This window comes from Mesorhizobium silamurunense (assembly GCF_014843905.1).
GTDB lineage: Bacteria > Pseudomonadota > Alphaproteobacteria > Rhizobiales > Rhizobiaceae > Mesorhizobium > Mesorhizobium silamurunense.
In genome coordinates this window covers 26,599-47,716 of the sequence record NZ_LPVS01000033.1, presented here as the reverse complement: position 1 = coordinate 47,716, position 21,118 = coordinate 26,599, and the positions used below count along the sequence as shown (strand labels likewise).

Annotated in this window: 18 protein-coding genes; 11 read left to right on the top strand and 7 right to left on the bottom strand. The window is 63.5% G+C overall.

Going from position 1 to position 21,118, the window contains the following annotated elements; genetic code table 11:
• The coding region (locus tag AU465_RS08715) for an Mrp/NBP35 family ATP-binding protein (protein WP_246505931.1) at nt 1–881 on the top strand (881 nt) is incomplete at its 5' end.
• Nucleotides 882–896: 15 nt separating this feature from the next.
• Here the strand turns inward: AU465_RS08715 and AU465_RS08710 are convergent.
• On the bottom strand, nt 897–1,346 hold the full coding sequence (locus AU465_RS08710) for an SRPBCC family protein (protein WP_192245915.1): 450 nt from the start codon (nt 1,344–1,346) through the stop codon (nt 897–899).
• A gap of 149 nt (nt 1,347–1,495) precedes the next feature.
• Between AU465_RS08710 and AU465_RS08705 the strand changes: the two genes are divergently transcribed.
• Both AU465_RS08705 and AU465_RS08700 read left to right on the top strand, forming a co-directional pair.
• Nucleotides 1,496–3,301 (top strand): IlvD/Edd family dehydratase, encoded by a 1,806-nt coding sequence (locus AU465_RS08705; RefSeq protein WP_192245913.1) that lies wholly within the window; start codon nt 1,496–1,498, stop codon nt 3,299–3,301.
• 125 nt (nt 3,302–3,426) lie between these two features.
• On the top strand, nt 3,427–3,825 hold the full coding sequence (locus tag AU465_RS08700) for a hypothetical protein (protein WP_192245911.1): 399 nt from the start codon (nt 3,427–3,429) through the stop codon (nt 3,823–3,825).
• A 129-nt stretch (nt 3,826–3,954) separates the two neighbouring features.
• On the opposite strand, the gene AU465_RS08695 is transcribed toward AU465_RS08700, so the two are convergent.
• Nucleotides 3,955–5,544: a trimethylamine methyltransferase family protein gene (locus AU465_RS08695; RefSeq protein ID WP_192245909.1), complete on the bottom strand. Its 1,590-nt coding sequence runs from the start codon at nt 5,542–5,544 to the stop codon at nt 3,955–3,957.
• A gap of 225 nt (nt 5,545–5,769) precedes the next feature.
• Nucleotides 5,770–7,263: a MocR-like pyridoxine biosynthesis transcription factor PdxR gene (gene pdxR / locus AU465_RS08690; RefSeq protein ID WP_192245907.1), complete on the bottom strand. Its 1,494-nt coding sequence runs from the start codon at nt 7,261–7,263 to the stop codon at nt 5,770–5,772.
• Between the two features lie 360 nt (nt 7,264–7,623).
• Between pdxR and pgi the strand changes: the two genes are divergently transcribed.
• Nucleotides 7,624–9,267: a glucose-6-phosphate isomerase gene (pgi, locus tag AU465_RS08685; RefSeq protein WP_192245905.1), complete on the top strand. Its 1,644-nt coding sequence runs from the start codon at nt 7,624–7,626 to the stop codon at nt 9,265–9,267.
• Between the two features lie 5 nt (nt 9,268–9,272).
• The gene (locus AU465_RS08680; RefSeq protein WP_192245903.1) at nt 9,273–9,995 is read left to right on the top strand and encodes an HAD family hydrolase; all 723 of its coding nucleotides are present in this window, start codon (nt 9,273–9,275) and stop codon (nt 9,993–9,995) included.
• A gap of 27 nt (nt 9,996–10,022) precedes the next feature.
• On the opposite strand, the gene AU465_RS08675 is transcribed toward AU465_RS08680, so the two are convergent.
• The 3 genes from AU465_RS08675 to AU465_RS08665 form a co-directional block, all read right to left on the bottom strand.
• Nucleotides 10,023–11,111, bottom strand: coding sequence for a hypothetical protein (locus AU465_RS08675; RefSeq protein ID WP_192245901.1), 1,089 nt, complete (start codon nt 11,109–11,111; stop codon nt 10,023–10,025).
• 178 nt (nt 11,112–11,289) lie between these two features.
• The gene (locus AU465_RS08670) at nt 11,290–11,916 is read right to left on the bottom strand and encodes a class I SAM-dependent methyltransferase (protein WP_192245917.1); all 627 of its coding nucleotides are present in this window, start codon (nt 11,914–11,916) and stop codon (nt 11,290–11,292) included.
• A 77-nt stretch (nt 11,917–11,993) separates the two neighbouring features.
• On the bottom strand, nt 11,994–13,697 hold the full coding sequence (locus AU465_RS08665; RefSeq protein WP_281396714.1) for a long-chain fatty acid--CoA ligase: 1,704 nt from the start codon (nt 13,695–13,697) through the stop codon (nt 11,994–11,996).
• Between AU465_RS08665 and AU465_RS36380 the strand changes: the two genes are divergently transcribed.
• From AU465_RS36380 to AU465_RS08640, 6 genes are all read left to right on the top strand, one after another.
• On the top strand, nt 13,672–14,265 hold the full coding sequence (locus tag AU465_RS36380) for a hypothetical protein (RefSeq protein ID WP_246505929.1): 594 nt from the start codon (nt 13,672–13,674) through the stop codon (nt 14,263–14,265). The genes AU465_RS08665 and AU465_RS36380 overlap by 26 nt on opposite strands.
• Nucleotides 14,266–14,431: 166 nt before the next feature.
• Nucleotides 14,432–16,030, top strand: a complete 1,599-nt coding sequence (locus AU465_RS08660) for an ABC transporter substrate-binding protein (protein ID WP_192245897.1) — start codon at nt 14,432–14,434, stop codon at nt 16,028–16,030.
• Between the two features lie 50 nt (nt 16,031–16,080).
• On the top strand, nt 16,081–17,088 hold the full coding sequence (locus tag AU465_RS08655; RefSeq protein ID WP_192245895.1) for an ABC transporter permease subunit: 1,008 nt from the start codon (nt 16,081–16,083) through the stop codon (nt 17,086–17,088).
• Nucleotides 17,088–17,999, top strand: coding sequence for an ABC transporter permease subunit (locus tag AU465_RS08650; protein WP_192245893.1), 912 nt, complete (start codon nt 17,088–17,090; stop codon nt 17,997–17,999). The genes AU465_RS08655 and AU465_RS08650 overlap by 1 nt, the downstream gene beginning before the upstream one ends.
• On the top strand, nt 17,999–18,850 hold the full coding sequence (locus AU465_RS08645) for an ABC transporter ATP-binding protein (RefSeq protein WP_192245891.1): 852 nt from the start codon (nt 17,999–18,001) through the stop codon (nt 18,848–18,850). The genes AU465_RS08650 and AU465_RS08645 overlap by 1 nt, the downstream gene beginning before the upstream one ends.
• Nucleotides 18,847–19,674: a dipeptide ABC transporter ATP-binding protein gene (locus AU465_RS08640; RefSeq protein WP_192245889.1), complete on the top strand. Its 828-nt coding sequence runs from the start codon at nt 18,847–18,849 to the stop codon at nt 19,672–19,674. Before AU465_RS08645 ends, AU465_RS08640 begins: the two co-directional genes overlap by 4 nt.
• A 113-nt stretch (nt 19,675–19,787) precedes the next feature.
• Here the strand turns inward: AU465_RS08640 and AU465_RS08635 are convergent, their stop codons facing one another.
• Nucleotides 19,788–21,098, bottom strand: coding sequence for a cysteine desulfurase-like protein (locus tag AU465_RS08635; RefSeq protein WP_192245887.1), 1,311 nt, complete (start codon nt 21,096–21,098; stop codon nt 19,788–19,790).
• Nucleotides 21,099–21,118 lie beyond the last annotated feature (20 nt).

Sequence of the window (21,118 nt, the reverse complement as noted above, 5' to 3'; positions counted from 1 at the left end):
CGCGGCCCGCGCCACAGGCCGCGCCGCAGCGTGCCGCCCCGCAGGCGCCTGCCTCACACAGCCAAGGCAAGCGCGGCGTGCCCGGCATCGACGCGATCATCGCGGTGGCTTCCGGCAAGGGCGGCGTCGGCAAGTCGACGACCGCCGTGAACCTGGCCCTCGGGCTGGCCGCCAATGGATTGAACGTCGGCGTGCTCGACGCCGATATCTACGGGCCGTCGATGCCGAGGCTGCTCAACATCCATGGCCGGCCCCAGACCGTCGACGGCAAGGTCCTGAAGCCGATGCAGAATTACGGCCTGAAGGTGATGTCGATGGGCTTCCTCGTCGACGAGGAGACGCCGATGATCTGGCGCGGCCCGATGGTGATGTCGGCGCTCACCCAGATGCTGCGCGAAGTGGAGTGGGGACCGCTCGACGTGCTGGTGGTCGATATGCCGCCCGGCACCGGCGACGCCCAGCTTACCATGGCCCAGCAGGTGCCGCTTGCCGGCGCCGTCATCGTCTCGACGCCGCAGGACCTCGCGCTGATCGATGCCCGCAAGGGCCTCAACATGTTCAAGAAAGTCGACGTGCCGCTGCTCGGCATCGTCGAGAACATGAGCTATTTCCTCGCCCCCGACACCGGGAAGCGCTACGACATCTTCGGCCATGGCGGCGCCCGCCGCGAGGCCGAGCGGCTTGGCGTCACCTTCCTTGGCGAGGTGCCACTCGAAATGGGCATCCGCGAAAGCTCGGACGCCGGCGCACCGGTGGTCGCATCCAAGCCGGACGGCGCCGAGGCGAAGATCTATCGCGACATCGCCAAAAAGGTTTGGGAAAGAGTCCAGGAGGAACGCGGCGCGGCAGAAGCCGCCGTGCCCTCGATCGTATTCGAGTGACCGCCTGCGTCGGGGCTAACCGCTGACTTTCTCGCCAAAAGTCGAAAAAAACTGACCGGCCAGCTTCTTCGAAGTCGATTGGATCAGCCGGCTGCCGAGCTGTGCGATCTTGCCGCCGACATCCGCCTTGGCGGCGTATTTGAGCACCGTCGTGTCCGCACCGTCGGCGGTCAGCGTCACATCGGCGCCGCCCTTGGCGAAGCCGGCGACGCCACCTTTGCCTTCGCCCTGGATCGTATAGGAATGCGGCGGCTTGAGGTTCTTCAGCGTCACTTCGCCGTTGAAAGTCGCCTTGATCGGCCCGATCTTGAGCACCACCGTCGCGGTCATCTCGGTGTCCGATTTCTTTTCCAGGCTCTGGCAGCCGGGGATCGCCTGCTTGAGGATGTCCGGATCGTTGAGCGCTTCCCACACTTTCGCGACGGGTGCGGCGATCCGCTCCTCGCCTTCGATCATCAAAGCCATCAAGACCTCCCGATTGCCGATGTCGATTGGTCCTAGCGCGCGGCCCTTTATCTGTCTATCGCACCAAAGTGCGGGGTCGCGGCGCTTGAACCTCTTGCCTGCTTCCGCGCGTTGTCATATCGATTTGTCATACAAATACGGAGACCACCATGGCAGGCGCCCCCACCAAGAAGAAGAAATTTCGCTCGCAGGAGTGGTTCGACAATCCCGACAATCCGGGCATGACGGCGCTCTATCTCGAGCGTTACCTCAATTACGGGCTGACGCGCGCCGAGCTGATGTCGGGCAAGCCGCTGATCGGCATCGCCCAGACGGGCTCCGACCTTTCGCCCTGCAACCGGCACCACCTCGAGCTCGCCAAGCGCGTGCGCGAAGGCATCGTGTCGATGGGCGGCATTCCGTTCGAGTTCCCGTGCCATCCGATCCAGGAAACCGGCAAGCGCCCGACCGCCGCGCTCGACCGCAACCTCGCCTATCTCAGCCTTGTCGAGGTGCTCTACGGCTATCCGCTCGACGGCGTGGTGCTCACCATCGGCTGCGACAAGACCACGCCTGCGTTGCTGATGGCGGCGGCCACCGTCAACATTCCGGCGATCGCGCTTTCGGTCGGCCCGATGCTCAATGGCTGGCACAAGGGCAAGCGCACGGGTTCCGGCACCATCGTCTGGGAGTCGCGCCAGCGCCTGTCGGCCGGCGAGATCGACTATGACGAGTTCATGGACATCGTTGCGTCCTCGGCGCCGTCGACCGGCTATTGCAACACCATGGGCACCGCCACCACCATGAATTCGCTGGCCGAGGCGCTCGGCATGCAGCTGCCGGGCTCGGCCGCCATACCCGCGCCCTATCGCGAGCGCGGCCAGATCGCCTACGAGACGGGCAAGCGCATCGTCGACATGGTGCATGAGGACCTGAAGCCCTCCGACATCATGACCCGCAAGGCCTTCGAGAACGCCATCGTCGTCAATTCGGCGATCGGCGGCTCGACCAACGCACCGATCCACCTCAACGCCATTGCCCGTCATCTCGGCGTGCCGCTCGACAATGACGACTGGCAGAATGTCGGCCTCAACGTACCGCTCCTGGTCAATCTGCAGCCGACAGGCGAGTATCTCGGCGAGGACTATCACCACGCCGGCGGCGTGCCGGCGGTTGTCGCCGAGCTGATGAAGGGCGGCGTGCTCCCGCATCCCGACGCGATCACCGTCAACGGCAAGACGATGGGCGAAAACTGCCGCGATGCCGCCAACGAGAATCGCGAAGTGATCCGCAGCCTCGACGAGCCGCTCAAGGCCAATGCCGGCTTCATCAACCTCAAGGGCAATCTGTTCGATTCCGCTATCATGAAGACCAGCGGTATCTCGCCCGAATTCCGCGAGCGCTACCTCTCCAATCCGAACGATCCGGAAGCTTTCGAGGGCAACGCCATGGTCTTCGACGGTCCGGAGGAATACCACGCCCGCATCGACGATCCGGCGCAAGGCATCGACGAGCACACGATCCTGTTCATGCGCGGCGCCGGCCCGGTCGGTTATCCGGGCGGCGCCGAGGTGGTCAACATGCAGCCGCCGGCCTACCTCATCAAGAAGGGCATCCATTCGCTGGCCTGCATCGGCGACGGCCGTCAGTCCGGCACGTCCGGCTCGCCGTCGATCCTCAACGCTTCGCCGGAAGCCGCAATCGGCGGTGGCCTGGCGCTGCTCAAGACCGGCGACCGCGTCCGCATCGACCTCAGGAAGGGCACGGCCAACATCCTTGTCAGCGACGAGGAGATCGCCAGGCGGCGGGCCGAACTGCAGGGCAACGGCGGCTATCACTATCCCAAGCATCAGACGCCGTGGCAGGAGATCCAGCGCGGCATGGTCGACCAGTTCTCGGCCGGCATGGTGCTGAAGCCGGCGGTTAAGTACCAGGACGTCGCCCACACCAGCGGTGTGCCGCGCGACAATCACTGAGCTCTTGCTTCGGGAATCAAAGGGCGGCTCGCGAAGCGCGGGCCGCCCTTTCTTATGCCCTTGTTTCAGCCGCACGGCGCATCCAGATAGGCCCTATACCGGCTGGTTGAGGACACAGGACCATCATGGCCAAGCGGCGCTCTTCCCTCGGCTTCCTCGGCATGTTTGGCCGCTCGGGCGAGCTGCGCCAACTGGACGACGCGCTGCGCCAGGCCGATCTGCATCCGGCGCTGGTGCCCGAGGGCGTGAAACTTACCATCGTCAACCTGATGAACGACTGCTGGCCGGACGAGCCGCCGCCCGAGGCCTATGCGTCGGTGGCGCAACTCTGCGGCTATTGCATCGCCGGGCCTGAAACCTTCGAGCAAGCCAATGGCAGGGAGCTGACGCTGGAAGCCGAGCGCCGCATCGAGGCCGCGCTCGAAGCCGGCGACAGCTTTGATGCGCAGATCGTGCTGATGACGCTGCACGCCAAGCTGATCAACGCCGAAGTCGTCGAGCGCTACGGACTGAGCGCGGAGTAGGATGCTTGAGATTCAGGTCAGGGCGAGTCGAAAACGGTATTTTCCGAGAACCGGAGCGGAGCGTACTTGAAGTACGTGAGCACCGGAAGCGCAGAAAAATGACGTTTGCAGACCGGCCTCACCTGAATATTAGCCGCCCATCTTGTTGCGCGGCAGCTTGATCATCTCGCCGAAACGGGCGCGCAGCTTGTCGTCGACGAGCCGCGATACGTGCCGCGGGAAGCGTTCGGCCAGCACGCGCTTCTTCTCGGCGATCGCCCGCTGCAATATGTCGGGCCGGCCTTTCTCGTTCCACTCCTTCGGCGAGAAGCGGTCGCCGACAGCGGGATAGAAATATTCGGTCTGCATCAGCTTCAGCGTCTGCTCATTGCCGAGATAGTGGCCCGGTCCTTTGAGGCAGACGTCGGCGATGGTGTCGATCGACAGCGCATCGTCGGTGACCTCGATGCCACGCACGCAGCGCAGGCAGTGGCCGAGCATGTCGTTGTCGATGATCAGGCTCTCGAGGCAGAAGCCGAGCAGCGAAGCATGCATGCCGGCCGATTCATAGACCAGGTTGAGGCCGGACAGACCCGCCATCACATTGGTGATGCCCTTCTCGTAACCGGACTGGATGTCGGGCAGCTTCGAGTCCGTCATGCCGGCGGCCGAGCCGCCCGGCAGGTCGTAATATTGCGCCATCTGCGCGCAAGCCGCGGTCAGCACCGCCTGCTCTGCCGAGCCGCCGGACATGGCGCCGGTCCTGAGGTCGGAGACGAACGGCCAGGTGCCGAAGATCGCCGGATGGCCGGGTTTTATCGCGTTGACGTAGACGAGGCCCATCAGCACTTCGGCCACCGCCTGCACGACGGCGCCGGCAATCGCGGCGGGAGCCGTGGCGCCGGCCTGGCCGGCCGACAAGAGCAGGATCGGAATGCCGCCCTCGACGCAGGCTTCGAGCACGCCGCAGGCGTCCTCGGCGAACTTCATCGGCGGCACGACGAAGCAGTTCGAGTTGGACACGAAAGGCCGCGCCCGGAAATTCTCCTCGCCGCCGGCGATCGCATAGAGCATATCCAGCGCCGGCTTGACGTTCTCGCGCACGGTGAACGAGGTGCCGACATGCTTCGATGTCCCCATCACGCAGGCATAGAGCGTGTTGAAGTCCATCTCGAGCGGATCGGGAATGTCGCGCGGCACCATGGTGCGCTGGAAGAAATGGATGTTGTCGAGCCCATCGACCAGGCGGGCGGCGTCGTAGATGTCCTGCAGCTGCGATTCGCGGTATTCGCGCTTCTCGACATCGACCAGATGCACCGCGGCGCCCGCCGTGCCGTAATGCACGCGCTTGCCCTGGATCAGCATGTCGTGCTTGGCGTCCTGGCCGTAGAGCGTGAAGTGGCGCGCGGCCTTCTTGATCGTGTCGAGCACCAGCGCCCGCGGCAGGCGGATGCGCCCGTCGTCGCCATAGGTACCGCCGATCCTGGTCAGCGCCTCGATGCAGGAGGGGATGGCATTGGCGAAGCCGACCGTCTCCAGAAGCGTCAGCACCGCCTCATGGATGCGCTCGCGGTCGTCCTGGCTCAATGGCCCGTAGCTGCCGCCTTCGAGGCCTGGCCGCACCGGACGGATGTCGTCCGCGAGCGGCGCCGCCCGCATCGCGCGGCGCGCTTCGCGCCCGCCGGACCGCCGCGAACGCTGGTCCGACGACGCTTCCTGCTTCTCAAGAGCCACTGACATGGAAAGCACTCCACCTTTAGCTTTTCAGGGGCAGGATGCGTGGCGGTTGGTCCACCATCGGCCTGCCTCGTCCCCTTTGTGCCTCGACTATGCCGCCGGCATTGGTACAGCCTATGAGCCAGTCTGTCCCGTCGAATATGCCAGGGTGCTAAAGCAGGGAGAGAGGTGGTGCCAAAGCAAAAGGGAGCCGGCGCGGGCCGGCTCCCTTTCATGATCCGTCGGCGGTCAGGCTGCTGCGGGCCTGCGGCCGGCTGCGGTGGCGAGCTCGCGGATGCCGGGCTCGATGTGCTGCAGCGAGATCGAGGAGATGCCCAAACGCATGAAACGAGAGGGCTTTTCGCTGCGGTCGAAGAACCGGTCGCCGGGTTCGATGATGACGCTTCGCGACGCGGCCGCTTCGGCAAGCCCTCGTGAATCGGTGCCGCGCGGCCCTTCCAGCCAGAGCGATGTGCCGCCCGCCGAGTCGGTCGAGCGCCACTCCGGCAGGAAAGCGGAAATCGCATGGACCAGACGCTTGCGCCGCTCGTCGAAGGCGGCGGAGAGCCTGCGCACCAGCGCCTCGTGATGGCCGAGCGACAGGAACAGCGCCACCGCGCGCTGGTTGTTCGCCGGCGGGTGTCTCAGCATGAAGCGGCGGAGCGCGCGAAGCTCGGCGATCAGCCCGGCCGAGGCCACGATATAGCCAAGCCGCAAGCCCGGAGCCAGCGTCTTCGACATCGAGCCGACATAGACGACGCGGCCGGAGCGGTCGAGGCTCTTCAGCGCCTGCTGCGGCGCCTCGTCGAGAAGCTGGCTGTCATAGCCGTCCTCGATGATGATCTGATTGTTGCGATTGGCCCGCGCCAGAAGATCCTGCCGCCGCTCCGCCGACAGCGGCACCATCGTCGGGCAATGGTGGCTGGGGGTAACGAAGACAAAGCCGGAATCGCTCGGGATTGCCGAGGTCACGATGCCCGACTGGTCGACCGGAACCGGCTGGATATCGGCGCCGGCCAGCCGGAAGATCGAGCGGGCATCCGGATAGCCGGGGTCTTCCATCGCCACCTTGGAGCCCTTGGTCATCAGCAGCGAGGCGAGCATGTAGAGCGCGTTCTGCGCGCCCAGCGTCACGATGATCTCGTCCGGATTGGCGAAGATGCCGCGGCGCGGCAAAAGCCGGGCCTGGATCTGCTCGATCAGCAGCGGATCGTCGCGGTCCACCATGTCGGACGCCCAGTTGCGGATCTCCAACACCGCGAGCGCCATGCGGTTGCACTCGCGCCATTCGGCGGTCGGGAACAGCGCCGGGTCGAACTGGCCATAGACGAAGGGATAGGAGGACTTGATCCAGTTGTCGTGCTTGGCCGGCGGCGGCATGTCGCTGGCGGCGATCTGCCGGCGTGCCTTCCAGTCGATCTCGTTCTGCTGGTCGGGCGCCTTCTGGTGCGGCTTGGCGGGTGTGGCCAGCACGTCAGGGTTGACGAAATGGCCGCGCCGCTCGCGTGCCACCAGGAAGCCTTGGTCGACCAGCTGCTGGAAGGCAAGCACCACCGTGCCGCGGGCAACCCCGAGTTTTTCCGCCAGAATCCGGCAGGACGGCAGCGGCATCGAAGCGGCGATTTGTCGGTCGAGGATGGCTGCGACGATCGCCTGGCGGATCTGAGCCTGGAGGGTTTGTCCGGATTCGGCCGAAATCCGGAACAGGCCGGACCATATGGCCGTGTCATTGCGCTGTGGCATGGGAAATCTTCCTCGGATGGCCAGCTGTTTTCACTTGGCTGGACCAGTCGAGTGTAGGGGTGGCACAAGGGGTTGCGCCAATCAATTTTTCTGATCGCTGACCAGTCGAGTGTAGGGGTGGCACAAGGGGTTGCGCCAATCAATTTTTCTGATCGCTGGGATTTATGCCAGTGATCCATTGGTCACGAAAGTGATCCATCGCCCCCCGAAACTGTATTGCAGCGCATCATCAAAGCGTGATGCGCTGCGGCATCGCCGCGCTTGAATAAATCGAAATCGGCTCAATAGAATGACGCGCCGACACGCGCCGGAAACATCCGGCCTGTTAAAATGGTCTAAAAACCCGCCAGGAGCCCGCCAGTGGATCAGTCAGCCTTCGACAAGCAACTTGCCGCGTTGCGTGATCAGCGCGCGGCAGCAAAGGGCACCATGCGCGAGGCCTTCGCCGCCGATCCCAAGCGCTTCGAAAGGTTTTCCGCCACCGGTGGCGATCTTCTGCTCGACTGGTCGAAATGCGCGGTCGACGCCGACACCATGGCAATGCTGGAGAAGCTCGCCGGCGCCGCCGATCTCGCGGGACGTCGCACCGCGATGTTCGAAGGCAGGAAAATCAACGTCACCGAAGACCGCGCCGTGCTGCACACGGCGCTGCGCAACCTGACCGGCAAGGGTGTCGTGGTCGATGGCCAGGACACCAAGGCCGAGGTGATTGCGGTGCTCGACGCCATGGGCGTCTTCGCCGATGCCATCCGCTCGGGCAAGGCGGCCGGCGCCACCGGCAAGAAGATCACCGACATCGTCAACATCGGCATCGGCGGCTCGGATCTCGGACCGGCGATGGTGACGCTGGCGCTGGCGCCCTATCATGACGGGCCGCGCGCGCACTACGTCTCCAATGTCGACGGTGCCCACATCCACGACACGCTGAAGGGTCTTTCGCCCGAGACGACGCTGTTCATCGTCGCTTCCAAGACCTTCACTACGGTCGAGACGATGACCAATGCCGAGACGGCGCGCAAATGGGTGGAAAAGGCGCTGGGCAAGGAGGCAATCGGCAAGCATTTCGCCGCCGTCTCGACCGCGCTCGATTTGGTGGCGAAGTTTGGTATCGAAAAGGACAGGGTCTTCGGCTTCTGGGACTGGGTCGGCGGCCGCTACTCGGTCTGGAGCGCCATCGGCCTGCCGGTGATGATCGCCATCGGCCCACGCAACTTCCGCGCCTTCCTCGACGGCGCGCATGAGATGGACGAGCATTTCCGCTCAGCACCCCTGCAGAAGAACCTGCCGGCATTGCTGGGGCTGATCGGCTGGTGGCACCGGGTCGTCTGCAAATATCCGGCACGCGCCGTCATTCCCTACGATCAGCGCCTGTCGCGCCTGCCGGCCTATCTGCAGCAGCTCGACATGGAATCGAACGGCAAGAGCGTGACCCTGGACGGCGGCGTGGTGACCACGCCAACCGGCCCGCTGGTCTGGGGCGAGCCCGGCACCAACGGCCAGCATGCTTTCTTCCAGCTTTTGCACCAGGGCACCGATGTCATCCCGGTGGAGTTTCTCGCCGCCGCGATAGGCCATGAACCCGAGTTGAAGAACCACCACGACCTCCTGCTTGCCAACTGCCTGGCGCAGTCGGAGGCCTTCATGAAGGGCCGCACGCTGGAAGAGGCGCGCTCGCAGATGCTGGCCAAGGGCATGAAGCCGGCCGATGTCGACCGCATCGCGCCGCACCGTGTCTTCTCGGGCAACCGTCCCTCGCTCACCATCCTCTATCGGAAGCTCGATCCGCGCACGCTCGGTCGCCTGATCGCGCTCTACGAGCACCGCGTCTTCGTCGAGGGCACGCTGTTCAACATCAACTCGTTCGACCAATGGGGTGTCGAACTCGGCAAGGAATTGGCGACAGGCCTGCTGCCTGTCGTGGAAGGCAAGGAGACTGCCGCAAAACGCGACGCCTCGACTGCCGGATTGGTGGCTCATATCCACCAATTGCGCGGCGCGGAGTAAAAGGTTTGGCGGATATCAAGGGCATTCTGTTCGACAAGGACGGCACGCTTGTCGACTTTAACGCAACATGGCTCGGCATTGCCGATTTCATGGCCATGGACGCCGCCGAGGGCGATCGCTGGAAGGCGGACAGGTTGCTCGCTGCGGCGGGTTTCGATTTCGCCAGCAAGCGCTTCAAGCCCGATTCGATCTTTGCTTCCGGCTCGAATATGGATGTCGTCGAGCTCTGGTTCCCGCGCCTGTCAGACGAGGACCAGATGCTGGCCGTCTCCCGCTTCAACGAGATCACCTCGGTGCAGGGCTCGGCTATGGCGGTCGCGCTGCCCGGCATCGTCGAGTCGCTGCGGGCCCTGCACAAGCGATCCTTCCGGCTGGGCGTCGCCACCAACGATTCCACCAGCGGCGCCGAGAAGACGCTCGCCACGCTCGGTGTCGCGCAGCTCTTCGACGCCGCCTTCGGCTATGATGCGGTGGCGAACCCGAAGCCGGCGCCCGATACCGTCGTCGCGTTCTGCGATCTGACGGGGCTGAAGCCCGGCGAGATCGCCATGGTCGGCGACAATCGCCACGATCTCGAAATGGCGCGCGCCGGCGGCTGCGGACTGGCGATCGGCGTGCTTTCCGGTACCGGCACGCGCGACTCGCTGTCGCCGATGGCCGACGTCATCCTGGACTCGGTCGCCGACCTGCCGGATTTCCTGTCGGCGCGGGTTAAGGAGACAATCTAAGGACCAACGGCACTGGACGCCTCGGAACTATCGGACTGCCATGCGGGTACAGTCGATCGTCGCATTCTCAATGGCCTCCAGTTTGGTCAGCAGGTCCAAACGGATTATCTCCACCGTCTGACTGGGAAGGATACCTTCCACCGTGAGCTTTATGTCGCCACTTCCCTCAACATAGCGCACGGTGCCGCCCTCGACGCACAGGCGATGGACACGATGCTCGTCCGTAATCTTCGAGTGAGGTATGTCGGGCGTGTACAACGTCTCGAGCAAATCCAGTCGCGGGTTGGCACCGAGATCGCGAAGGCGTTCGGCTCGAAAACCGCGTTTGTCCTCGCTCCTGCCGCTGACACGATCCTCAAGAAGCCTGCGCAGCCAATAGAGATGATTAGGCATGCCATCGGCGCGAACGAATGCAAATCGCGGCCAGAGACGCCTGGTCAGGCGTTCCCAGTAGCCCGTTTGGATGTCTAGGCGCCAATCGTCGATGTTTTCGATCAATGCAGGCCACTGCGGCCCACACAAGAGCCCGCCGCGAACCAGGATCGCGCCACCATTTTCCACCAGTTCCGCAGAGTGGTTGTGAATCCATGGCGGAGCCTCGCCGGTCGTGTCGAAGCGGTCCATGCGATAGCTTGTCGGGTCCAATGCGAGCACTTGCACCTTGTGTGCCCGAACAAACGGATAAGACAGGTTCCCGATTATAATTATACGGTCGTCAACGAGATTTGCCGTGTGGAAATCGGTGGGTGGAAAGACCTTATCCGAGTAACCGAAAATCTCGGTGCGACCCGCGGCATCAGTCACAATCACATCATTGTAGATGTAAAAATCTGGGTCGTACCAATCTTCATATTCGCCGCCGATCCTGACAAGGCGACCGTCTGGCAGGTTTGTTTCAGTGCGACCGTAACGGTGGAAGCTCCAGCACGGCCCTACATCCTTGGAATATGGGCCGCCGAACGCTTTATTCAAACGGTGGCCGGTGAGACGGCGCTCAACTGCCCATGTCCAGACAGGGTTGGTCATAGGGTCGGGATTGCCGGAACCTCGACTGGGCAAACGAAACTTGGAAAACAGTTCTGGGTCTATGTGTGCAGGCGTGTTGATCAAGCTCAAGCGCAGCTCGCAAAGCTGCTATGTCAATCGACTACGAAGGTTGAGACTTTGTACGGCAAGGCGATGCGCCATTTATCCGGACGCTTTACAGCCTTTGATCCCGCCGCCGGACAATAGCTCCGGCAGCTCCGTCTGCAAAGGGTCGAAAATCGGTCAGCGATCGGTTTTGAACTTGGCCTCAGCGATTGTTGGGCACAAAGGCAAACACTCCGCTCGGCTTCGGCGCGCCGCCGCCGACATCAGGCACCTGATACTCGCCAAGCAGGCGAAGCCGCGGCCCGGGCAGCCAGGCGCGGCCGGGGTCGCCGACCAGCACCTCGATGCCGGCGGCGAGGCACCGGTCGAGGAAGGGGATGACCCGCCTTGCCACCGCCTGCCCATAGAAAACGTCGCCGGCGAGCACCAGATCGACGGCAGGCGGCGGACCGGCGGTGATGTCCTCGCCGATTATGGTGACGGCGACGCCGTTGGCCGCCGCGTTGAGGCCGAGCGCGACGACGCCGTTGCGGTCGATTTCCGCCGCGATCACCTCGCTTGCTCCTGCGAGTGCCGCGGCGATGCCGACAAGGCCGGAGCCGGCGCCGAGGTCGAGCACGCGGCGGCCGGCAACGGTCGAGGACCGGTCGAGAATGTAGCGCGCCAGCACTGCCCCGCCCGCCCAGGCATAAGCCCAGAAGGGCGGCTGTGGCTCGGCCGTGCCTTCGTCGGCCTCATCATCGGGTTCCAGTAGCCGTCTCAGCCCGCTGCCGGGATGGGCGGTATAGAGGCGGATTTCAGGCAGCGACGGCACCGGCAAAAGCCGCATGTTCGCCTTGATGAATTCCGCGGGATCGAGGCCACCGCGACGCTCTGGCGTCAGGCCGGCAACATTTTCGCTCAAGTCTACTCCCGCAACGCGCGCCGCAGGATCTTGCCGACCGGCGTCTTCGGCAGCTCGGTGCGGAATTCGATGTATCTTGGCCGTTTGTAGCCGGTCAGGTTCTCGCGGCAATAGGCGGTCAGCGCCTCGACGGTGAGCGCCGGATCCTTCCTGACCACGAACAGCTTCGGCACCTCGCCGGAATGCTCGTCCGGCACGCCGATCGCCGCCACCTCGAGCACGCCGGGATGCTGCGCCACGACCTCTTCCAGCTCGTTCGGATAGACGTTGAAGCCGGAGACCAGGATCATGTCCTTCTTGCGGTCGACGATCTTGGTATAGCCGCGCTCGTCCATGAAGCCCATGTCGCCCGACTTGAAGAACCCGTCCTCGGTCATCACCTTGGCGGTCTCGTCCGGCCGGTTCCAGTAGCCGGCCATCACCTGCGGCCCGCGGATGCAGATCTCGCCCACTTCGCCGAGCGGCACGTTGTTGCCGTCGTCGTCGCGGATGGCGATCTCGGTCGAAGGCAGCGGCAGGCCGATCGTGCCGGTGAATTCGCTGGAGCTGAATTTGTTGGCGGTCGCCACCGGCGAGGTTTCGGAAAGCCCGTAGCCTTCGCTCACCGGACAGCCGGTCAGCGTCTTCCAGCGCTCGGCCACGCCTCTCTGCACCGCCATGCCGCCGCCAAGCGTCAGGATCAGCGGCTTGAAGTCGAGCTTGCGGAAGTCCTCATTGTTGAGCAGCGCGTTGAACAGCGTGTTGAGGCCGGGGAAGATGTGCACCGGGTTTTTCTGCAGTTCCTTGACGAAGCCCGGAATGTCGCGCGGGTTCGGGATGAGCACGTTCTGCGCGCCCTGCTGCATGCCCATCAGCGCGTTCACCGTCAGCGCGAAGATGTGGTAGAGCGGCAGCGCGCAGACAAAGTTGAGATGCGCGGGCTTCGGCTTGACCGTATAGGCGTCCTCTACCCAGAGCGAATTCTGCGCCACGTTGGAGAGCACGTTCCGGTGAAGGAGCGTCGCGCCCTTCGAGACGCCGGTCGTGCCGCCGGTATATTGCAGGAAGGCGATATCGTCGCTCGAGACCGTTGCCGGTCTGAAGGTGAGGCCCGCGCCGGCCTTCAGCGCGGCATTGAATTTGACGTGGCCGGGCAGCGACCAGGCCGGAACCATCTTCTTGACCCGCCGCACGACGAGGTTGACGATCGCTCCCTTCAGCCCGCCAAGCATGTCGCCCATCGCCGCCACCACCACATGCCTGACCGGCGTCCGGGCGATCACCGTCTGTAGCGTGTTGGCGAAGTTTTCCAGTATGACGATGGCCTGCGCGCCGGAATCCTTGAGCTGATGCTCGAGCTCGCGCGGCGTGTAGAGCGGATTGATGTTTACCACCGTGAAGCCGGCGCGAAGCACCGCCATCATCGCCACCGGATATTGCAGCACGTTCGGCATCATCAGCGCCACGCGCGCGCCTTTCTCCAAGCCTTTCGACTGCAGATAGGCGCCGAAGGCCGCCGAAAGCCGCTCGAGGTCGGCGTAGGAGATCGACTTGCCCATGCACACATATGCGGGCCGGCCGGAGAACTGCTTGCAGGCGCCGACGAGGAAGTCGCCGATCGAATTGTGGGAGAGCGGGCCGATCTCGGCCGGCATGTTCTTCGGATAGTTTTTCAGCCACGGCTTTTCCGGCAATCCGGCCGTGAGCTCGGTGATCGCCTTCGGCAAACGCTTGGCCTGCGTCGGGGCCGGCTTCGCGGCCGCAGGCTTGTCGGTCTTTGCGGTTGCAGCCTTGGCGGCGGGTTTGGGGCTCGTCTTTTTCGGAGCGGCAGCGGCCTTCGGCTTGGAAGTGGCCTTTGCAGGTGAAGACGTCTTGGCGGGTGAAGCGGTCTTGGAATGTGAAGCCTTGGGCGCGCCGGCATTGCCGGTCGCGGCCTTGGCTTTTGCCTTCGCCGGGGGCGTCGTCTTTGCTGCTTTTGCCACCAAATCCCTCCCTGGTGTCCCTGGTTCTGCTGCCTCGCGCCGCGCTCGCTTCCGATACCGGAAACGTCCTCCGCTGTCGCCGATCGCGGATTCCCAAGAAATCCGGCATGACGCCTATGTATTGCCTCTATCAGCGGCGGTGCAAGTCTTGCCCCAGCGGCAGCGGCGGAAAGATTTGCCGCCGAAATCCCTTCGCCGACCGCTCCCTGAAGCGCGTGCCGACAAGGACCAGGATCGCAAGCAGGGTGCTCCTCGTCCTGATTTCGGGAGACGGCCAATCAATAAAAAAATGCGGTCGTTAACAATGTCGTGAGCGAAAAATTCTGCTAATTTTTTCCGATATTTGAGGAAAATACGGATTCTTTTCCTGCTTACCGTGGGGTACGCAAACGGGGTGTTCCAAAGCCCCAAAAACGGTGCTTATATGCGCGCTTCGCGAGCCTGATAGAGGGGCTTGGAAGAACATCAGGGAGTGCTCAATGAAAAAGACAATGACTTTTGCAGCCGCGTTGCTGGCTGCAAGCGTCCTGGGTGGCATGGCCAATGCAAAGACGCTTGTCTATTGCTCGGAAGCGTCGCCGGCTAATTTCGACCCGGGTACGACGACGGGCGGCAACGACTTCGACGCCTCGTCGCGCACGGTCTATTCGCGCCTGGTCGAGTTCAAGCATGGCGGCACCGAGATCGAGCCCGGCCTCGCCGACAAATGGGAAATCTCCGACGACGGCCTGGTCTATACTTTCCACCTGCATCCGGGCGTGAAGTTCCAGACCACCGACTATTTCAAGCCGACCCGCGACCTCAATGCCGACGACGTCGTCTTCTCCTTCGACCGTCAGTTCAACAAGCAGAATCCATGGAACGGCGAGAAGTATCTGCCGAACCTGACCTGGGACTACTACACCGGCATGGACATGCCGAAATACGTCGCCAAGTGGGAAAAGGTCGACGACCTCACCGTCAAGCTGACGCTGACCGAGCCGAACGCGCCGATGCTGGCCAATCTCGGCATGGACTTCGCCTCGATCGTGTCGAAGGAATATGCCGACCAGCTCGAGAAGGACGGCAAGATGGCCGACTTCTCGACCAAGCCGATCGGCACCGGCCCGTTCCAGTTCGTCGACTATCAGCTGGATTCGGTCATCCGCTATGCGGCGAACCCAGACTACTTCAAGGGCAAGGAGAAGATCGACGATCTCGTCTTCGCGATCACTCCTGACGCGACCGCCCGCATCCAGAAGGTGCTGGCCGGCGAATGCGATGTGGCTCCCTATCCGAACCCGGCCGACATCGCCACCATCAAGGCCAACAAGGACGTGACCCTGATGGACCAAGCCGGCCTCAACATCGGCTACATGAGCTACAACACGACGATCCCGCCGCTCGACAAGCCCGAGGTCCGTCATGCGCTCAACCAGGCGATCGACCGGGAAGCCCTGATCAAGTCGCTGTTCCAGGATGCAGGCGCCACGCCGGCCCAGAACCTGATCCCGCCGACCATGTGGTCGTGGAACAAGGCCGTGAAGTTCGATTCCTATGATCCGGAAGCGGCCAAGAAGGTGCTGGCCGATGCCGGGCTGAAGGAAATCCAGCTCTGGGCTTCCGACCGCGTTCGTCCATACAACCCGAACTTCCAGCGCGCGGCTGAGCTGATCCAGGCCGATTGGGCCAAGGTCGGCGTCAAGGCCGAGATCGTCAACTACGAGTGGACCAAGTATCGCGAGGAAGGCAAGAAGAAGGAGCGTCCCGGCGCCTTCCAGATCGGCTGGACCGGCGACAATGGCGATCCGGACAACTTCTTCGCCACCCTCTTCGCTTGCTCGGCCATCGGCGTCTCGAACTACTCCAGCTGGTGCGACAAGGACTTCGAGGACCTGATCCAGAAGGCCAAGAAGACCAGCGACCAGGGCGAGCGCACCAAGCTCTATGAGCAGGCGCAGGAGATCTTCGCCAAGCAGGCGCCCGCCTTCCTGCTGGCCCACAGCCAGGTCTATGCCGTTGTCCGCAACAACGTCAGCGGCTTCAAGATGGACCCGCTCGGCATTCATCGCTTCGACGGCGTTGACAAGGCCGAGTAATATTGCGAACGGGGCGGCGCCATTTTAGCGCCGCCCCATTCCATTTGACGATGCTCAGATATCTTCTCAATAAAATCGCCCTCCTGATCCCGACCCTCGTCGGCATCACCATCTGTGCCTTCGCCTTCGTCCGGCTGCTGCCCGGCGATCCGATCCTGGCCATGGCCGGCGAGCATGGCGTCACCCCCGCGCGCTACGAAGAGCTCAAGGAACAGTTCGGCTACAACCTGCCGATCTGGGAGCAGTATGCGCGCTATGTCGGCGAGGTCGCCACCGGCGATTTCGGCGTCTCCATTTCGTCGAAGCGCCCGGTTCTCCAGGAGTTCAAGACGCTCTTTCCGGCCACGCTGGAACTGTCCTTCTTCGCCATGATCTTCGCCATGGTGATCGGCATCCCGGCCGGCATATTCGCGGCCGTCAAGCGCGGTTCGTGGTTCGATCAGTCGCTGATGGGCACCGCGCTCGTCGGCTATTCCATGCCGATCTTCTGGTGGGGCCTGCTGCTTATCATCTTCTTCTCCGGCTATCTTGGCTGGACGCCGGTTTCCGGCCGCATGGGCCTGCAGTTCTTCCTGAGGCCGATCACCGGCTTCATGACCATCGACAGTCTCCTCTACGGCAAGTGGGATGCATTTCGTTCGGCGCTCAGCCATCTCGTCCTGCCAGCGATCGTGCTCGGCACCATTCCGCTGGCGGTGATCGCTCGCCAGACGCGCTCGGCCATGCTCGAGGTGCTGGGCGAGGACTATGTCCGCACCGCGCGCGCCAAGGGGCTCTCGGCCGCCCGCGTCATCGGCGTGCACGCCCTGCGCAACGCGCTGATCCCGGTCGTCACCACCATCGGCCTGCAGGTCGGCACGCTGCTTGCCGGCGCCATTCTCACCGAAACCATCTTCGCCTGGCCGGGCATCGGCAAATGGATGGTCGACTCCATCTTCAAGCGCGACTATGTCGTCGTGCAGTCAGGTCTGCTTTTGATCGCGCTCATCGTCATGGCCGTGAACCTCATCGTCGACGTGCTCTATGCCGTCATCAATCCGCGCATCAGGGCCGCGTGATGAGCCAGTCGACCGAAATCGCCCCCATGGCCGCAGGCAGCCCGGATCGCCTGACCGGCTTCAAGACCTTCTGGCATTATTTCTCGGTGAACCGCGGCGCCGTGATCGGCCTCGTCGTCTTCATTCTTTTGGTGCTGGCGGCGCTCTTCGCACCGCTGCTCGCGCCCTACGCGCCGGACGTTCAGGACAAGACCGCGTTCCTCAGGCCGCCGGCATGGCAGACGGGTGGCACCACCCAATATCTGCTTGGCACCGATCCGGTCGGCCGCGACATCCTCTCGCGCCTGCTCTATGGCGCGCGCTTCTCGCTGCTCATCGGCGCGGTCGTGGTCACGCTTGCGCTAACCGGCGGCATCACGCTCGGCCTGCTGGCAGGCTATTTCCGCGGCTGGGTCGACGTCGCGATCATGCGCGTCATGGACCTGATCCTCGCTTTCCCGTCGCTGCTTCTGGCGTTGGTGCTGGTGACCATCCTCGGGCCCGGCCTGTTCAATGCGATGCTGGCGATCTCGCTCGTGCTGCAGCCGCATTTCGCGCGGCTGGTGCGCGCTGCGGTGATGGCTGAGAAGAGCCGCGAATATGTCGTGGCGGCGAAGGTCGCCGGCGCCGGACATCTGAGGCTGATGCTCAAGACCATCCTGCCCAACTGCCTGGCGCCGCTGATCGTCCAGGGCACGCTGTCCTTCTCGAACGCCATTCTCGAGGCGGCCGCGCTCGGCTTCCTCGGTCTCGGCGCGCAGCCGCCGACGCCGGAATGGGGCACCATGCTCGCCTCGGCGCGCGAATTTATCCTGCGCGCCTGGTGGGTGGTGACCTTCCCGGGTCTTGCCATCCTGATCACCGTGCTCGCCATCAACCTGATCGGCGACGGCCTGCGCGACGCGCTCGATCCGAAGCTCAGGAGGTCGTGATGGCATTGCTCGACATCCAGAACCTCGTCGTCGAATTCCAGACCGCGTCCGGCCCGTTCCGCGCCGTCGATGGCGTCTCGCTCCATGTCGACGAGCGCGAGGTGCTCGCCATCGTCGGCGAATCCGGCTCCGGCAAGTCGGTGTCGATGCTGGCGGTGATGGGCCTTCTGCCGTGGACGGCGACCGTCACTGCCGACCGCATGATGTTTGGCGGCCGCGATCTCTTGAAGATCAGCCTGGCCGAGCGCCGCAAGATCATCGGCAAGGACATCGCCATGATCTTCCAGGAGCCCGTCGCCAGCCTCAATCCTTGCTTCACCGTAGGCTTCCAGATCGAGGAAGTGCTGCGCTTCCATCTCGGCATGGACCGTGCGCAGCGCCGGGCGCGCGCCATCGAGCTGTTGAAGCAGGTCGGCATTCCCGAACCGGCGGAGCGCCTGAACTCCTTCCCGCACCAGATGTCGGGCGGCCAGTGCCAGCGCGTCATGATCGCAATGGCGATTGCCTGCAATCCGAAGCTGCTCATCGCCGACGAGCCAACCACTGCGCTCGACGTCACCATCCAGAAGCAGATCCTCGATCTCTTGGTCTCGCTGCAGGCCAAATACGGCATGGGCCTGATCATGATCACCCACAACATGGGCGTGGTCGCTGAAACCGCCGACCGCGTCATCGTCCAGTACAAGGGCCGCAAGATGGAAGAGGCCGACGTCTTGTCGCTCTTTGAATCGCCGAAGAGCAATTACACGCGCGCGCTGCTCTCGGCGCTGCCGGATAATGCCGTCGGCGATCGGCTGCCAACCGTCTCCGACATGCTGTTCGAGCCGGCGCCCTCGGGAGCCGGCGCATGACCAAGGTCGTCGAAGGCAAGAACATCGTGCGCGACTATCATGTCGGCGGCGGGCTGTTCCGCGGCGCGCGCACCGTGCATGCGGTGAAGGGCGTCTCCTTCAGCGTCGAGAAGGGCAAGACGCTGGCGATCGTCGGCGAGAGCGGCTGCGGCAAGTCCACGCTGGCCCGCATCATCACGCTGATCGACCCGGCGACGGCCGGCGAGCTTCTCATCGACGGCAACAAGGTCGACATCGCCAGGGACGGGCTGACCAAGGAGATGCGCCGCAAGGTGCAGATCGTCTTCCAGAACCCTTACGGGTCGCTCAATCCGCGCCAGAAGATTGGCGACGTGCTCGGCGAGCCGCTGCTCATCAACACCGACAAGCCGGCCGAGGAACGCCGCGATCTTGCGATGAAGATGCTGAAGAAGGTCGGCCTCGGGCCGGAGCACTACAACCGCTATCCGCACATGTTCTCGGGCGGCCAGCGCCAGCGCATCGCCATCGCCCGCGCGCTGATGCTCAATCCCAGCCTGCTTGTGCTGGACGAGCCTGTCTCGGCGCTCGACCTTTCGGTGCAGGCGCAGGTGCTCAATCTGCTTGCCGACCTGCAGGACGAGTTCAAGCTGACCTACGTCTTCATCAGCCACGACCTGTCGGTGGTGCGCTACATCGCCGACGAAGTGATGGTGATGTATTTCGGCGAGGCGGTCGAATACGGCTCGCGCGATGAGGTCTTCTCGGACCCCAAGCACGCCTACACCAAGACGCTGTTCGCCGCGACGCCGCGCGCGGACGTTGCGAGCATCAAGGCAAGGCTGGCGAAGAAAAAGGCCGCCTGACATCTTTCGTCTTCCTGGGGTCTGCGCCGCGTCGCTTCGCTCCTTGCTCCGCCCCAGGATGACGACGCGAAAGTGGTCGCGCCCCCAGTTTCCCTTGCGAAGAGTCCGAGTGCCTACGACAACTTCGCGATAATGGCCCGCAGCGCTTCGCCGAAGCGATGCACCTCTTCCACCGTGTTGTAGTGCACCAGCGAGGCGCGGATTGCCCCGCTGTCCATCGACAGGTTGAGACGCTTCATCAGCCGCGGCGCATACATGTGGCCGTCGCGGATGCCGATCTGCATCACGGCCATTTCCTCGACGATCCTCTGCGGTGAGAGCTTGGCGATGTTGAAGCAGAAGGTCGGCACGCGCTCGTGGATGCGGGCCTCATCGGCGACGCCGTAGATCGTCGCCCCGCAGTCCTTCAGCACCTTCAGCATCTCACGCGCCAGCATCAATTCGTAGTCGCGGATGGCGTTCATGCCGGCGACGATGTTGTCGCGGCGCGCGCGGTTGTTCTGGACTAAGAAATTGCGGCCGACCGATTCCAGATAGCGGACCGCAGCGTCCATGCCGGAGACGTTCTCGTAGATGAAGGTGCCTGCTTCGACCTTGTAGGGCGGCTCGTCGGGAATGAAATTCTCGCGGAAGGTCGGCAGCCGCTTCAGCGTTTCGAAGCGGCCCCAGAGGAAACCCATATGCGGCGAGAAATTCTTGTAGCCGGAGCAGACCAGATAGTCGCAGTCCCAAGCCTGGACGTCGATCAGCCCGTGCGGGCCGTAATGCACGCAGTCGAGGAACACTTCGGCGCCCGCCGCATGCGCGATCCTGGCAACGGAAGCGACATCGACGATCGAGCCGATCGAATGTGCCGTCACCGTGCAGGCGACCAGACGGGTGCGCTCCGACATCAGCGGCTTGAGGTCGTCGACATGGAGGTTGCCGTCCTCGCGCATGCGCCACCATTTGAACTTGGCGCCGGCCTGTTCCAGCGCCAGCCATGTGGCGATGTTGGCGTCGTGATCCATGTCGGTGATGATGATTTCGTCACGGTCCCCATCTGTGTCTTTGGCAAGCATCTGGCCGATGCCGAGGCTGACCAGGCGGATAAACGAAGTGGCGTTCATGCCGAAGCAGATTTCCGATGGGCTGTAGGCATTGATCAACAGCGCCACGCTTTCGCGTGCGTCCGCGACCGACTGGTCGACGGTGACGCTGCGGCCATAGCGGCCGCCGCGCTGGACGTTGTGTCCGACCAGATGGTTGGTCACCGCATCGAGCACGCTTTGCGGGATCTGCGCGCCGGCGGCGTTGTCCATGAAGATGAACTCGCCGGCCTGCCGGAGCGCAGGAAACATGGCGCGGATCCTCTCGACCGGAAACGAAGCTGCCCCGTCGTGCGCTTTCGAATCCTGCGCTTTCGAAACATGGTGCTGGTTCACGGGAGTCTCCTTCAGGTGAT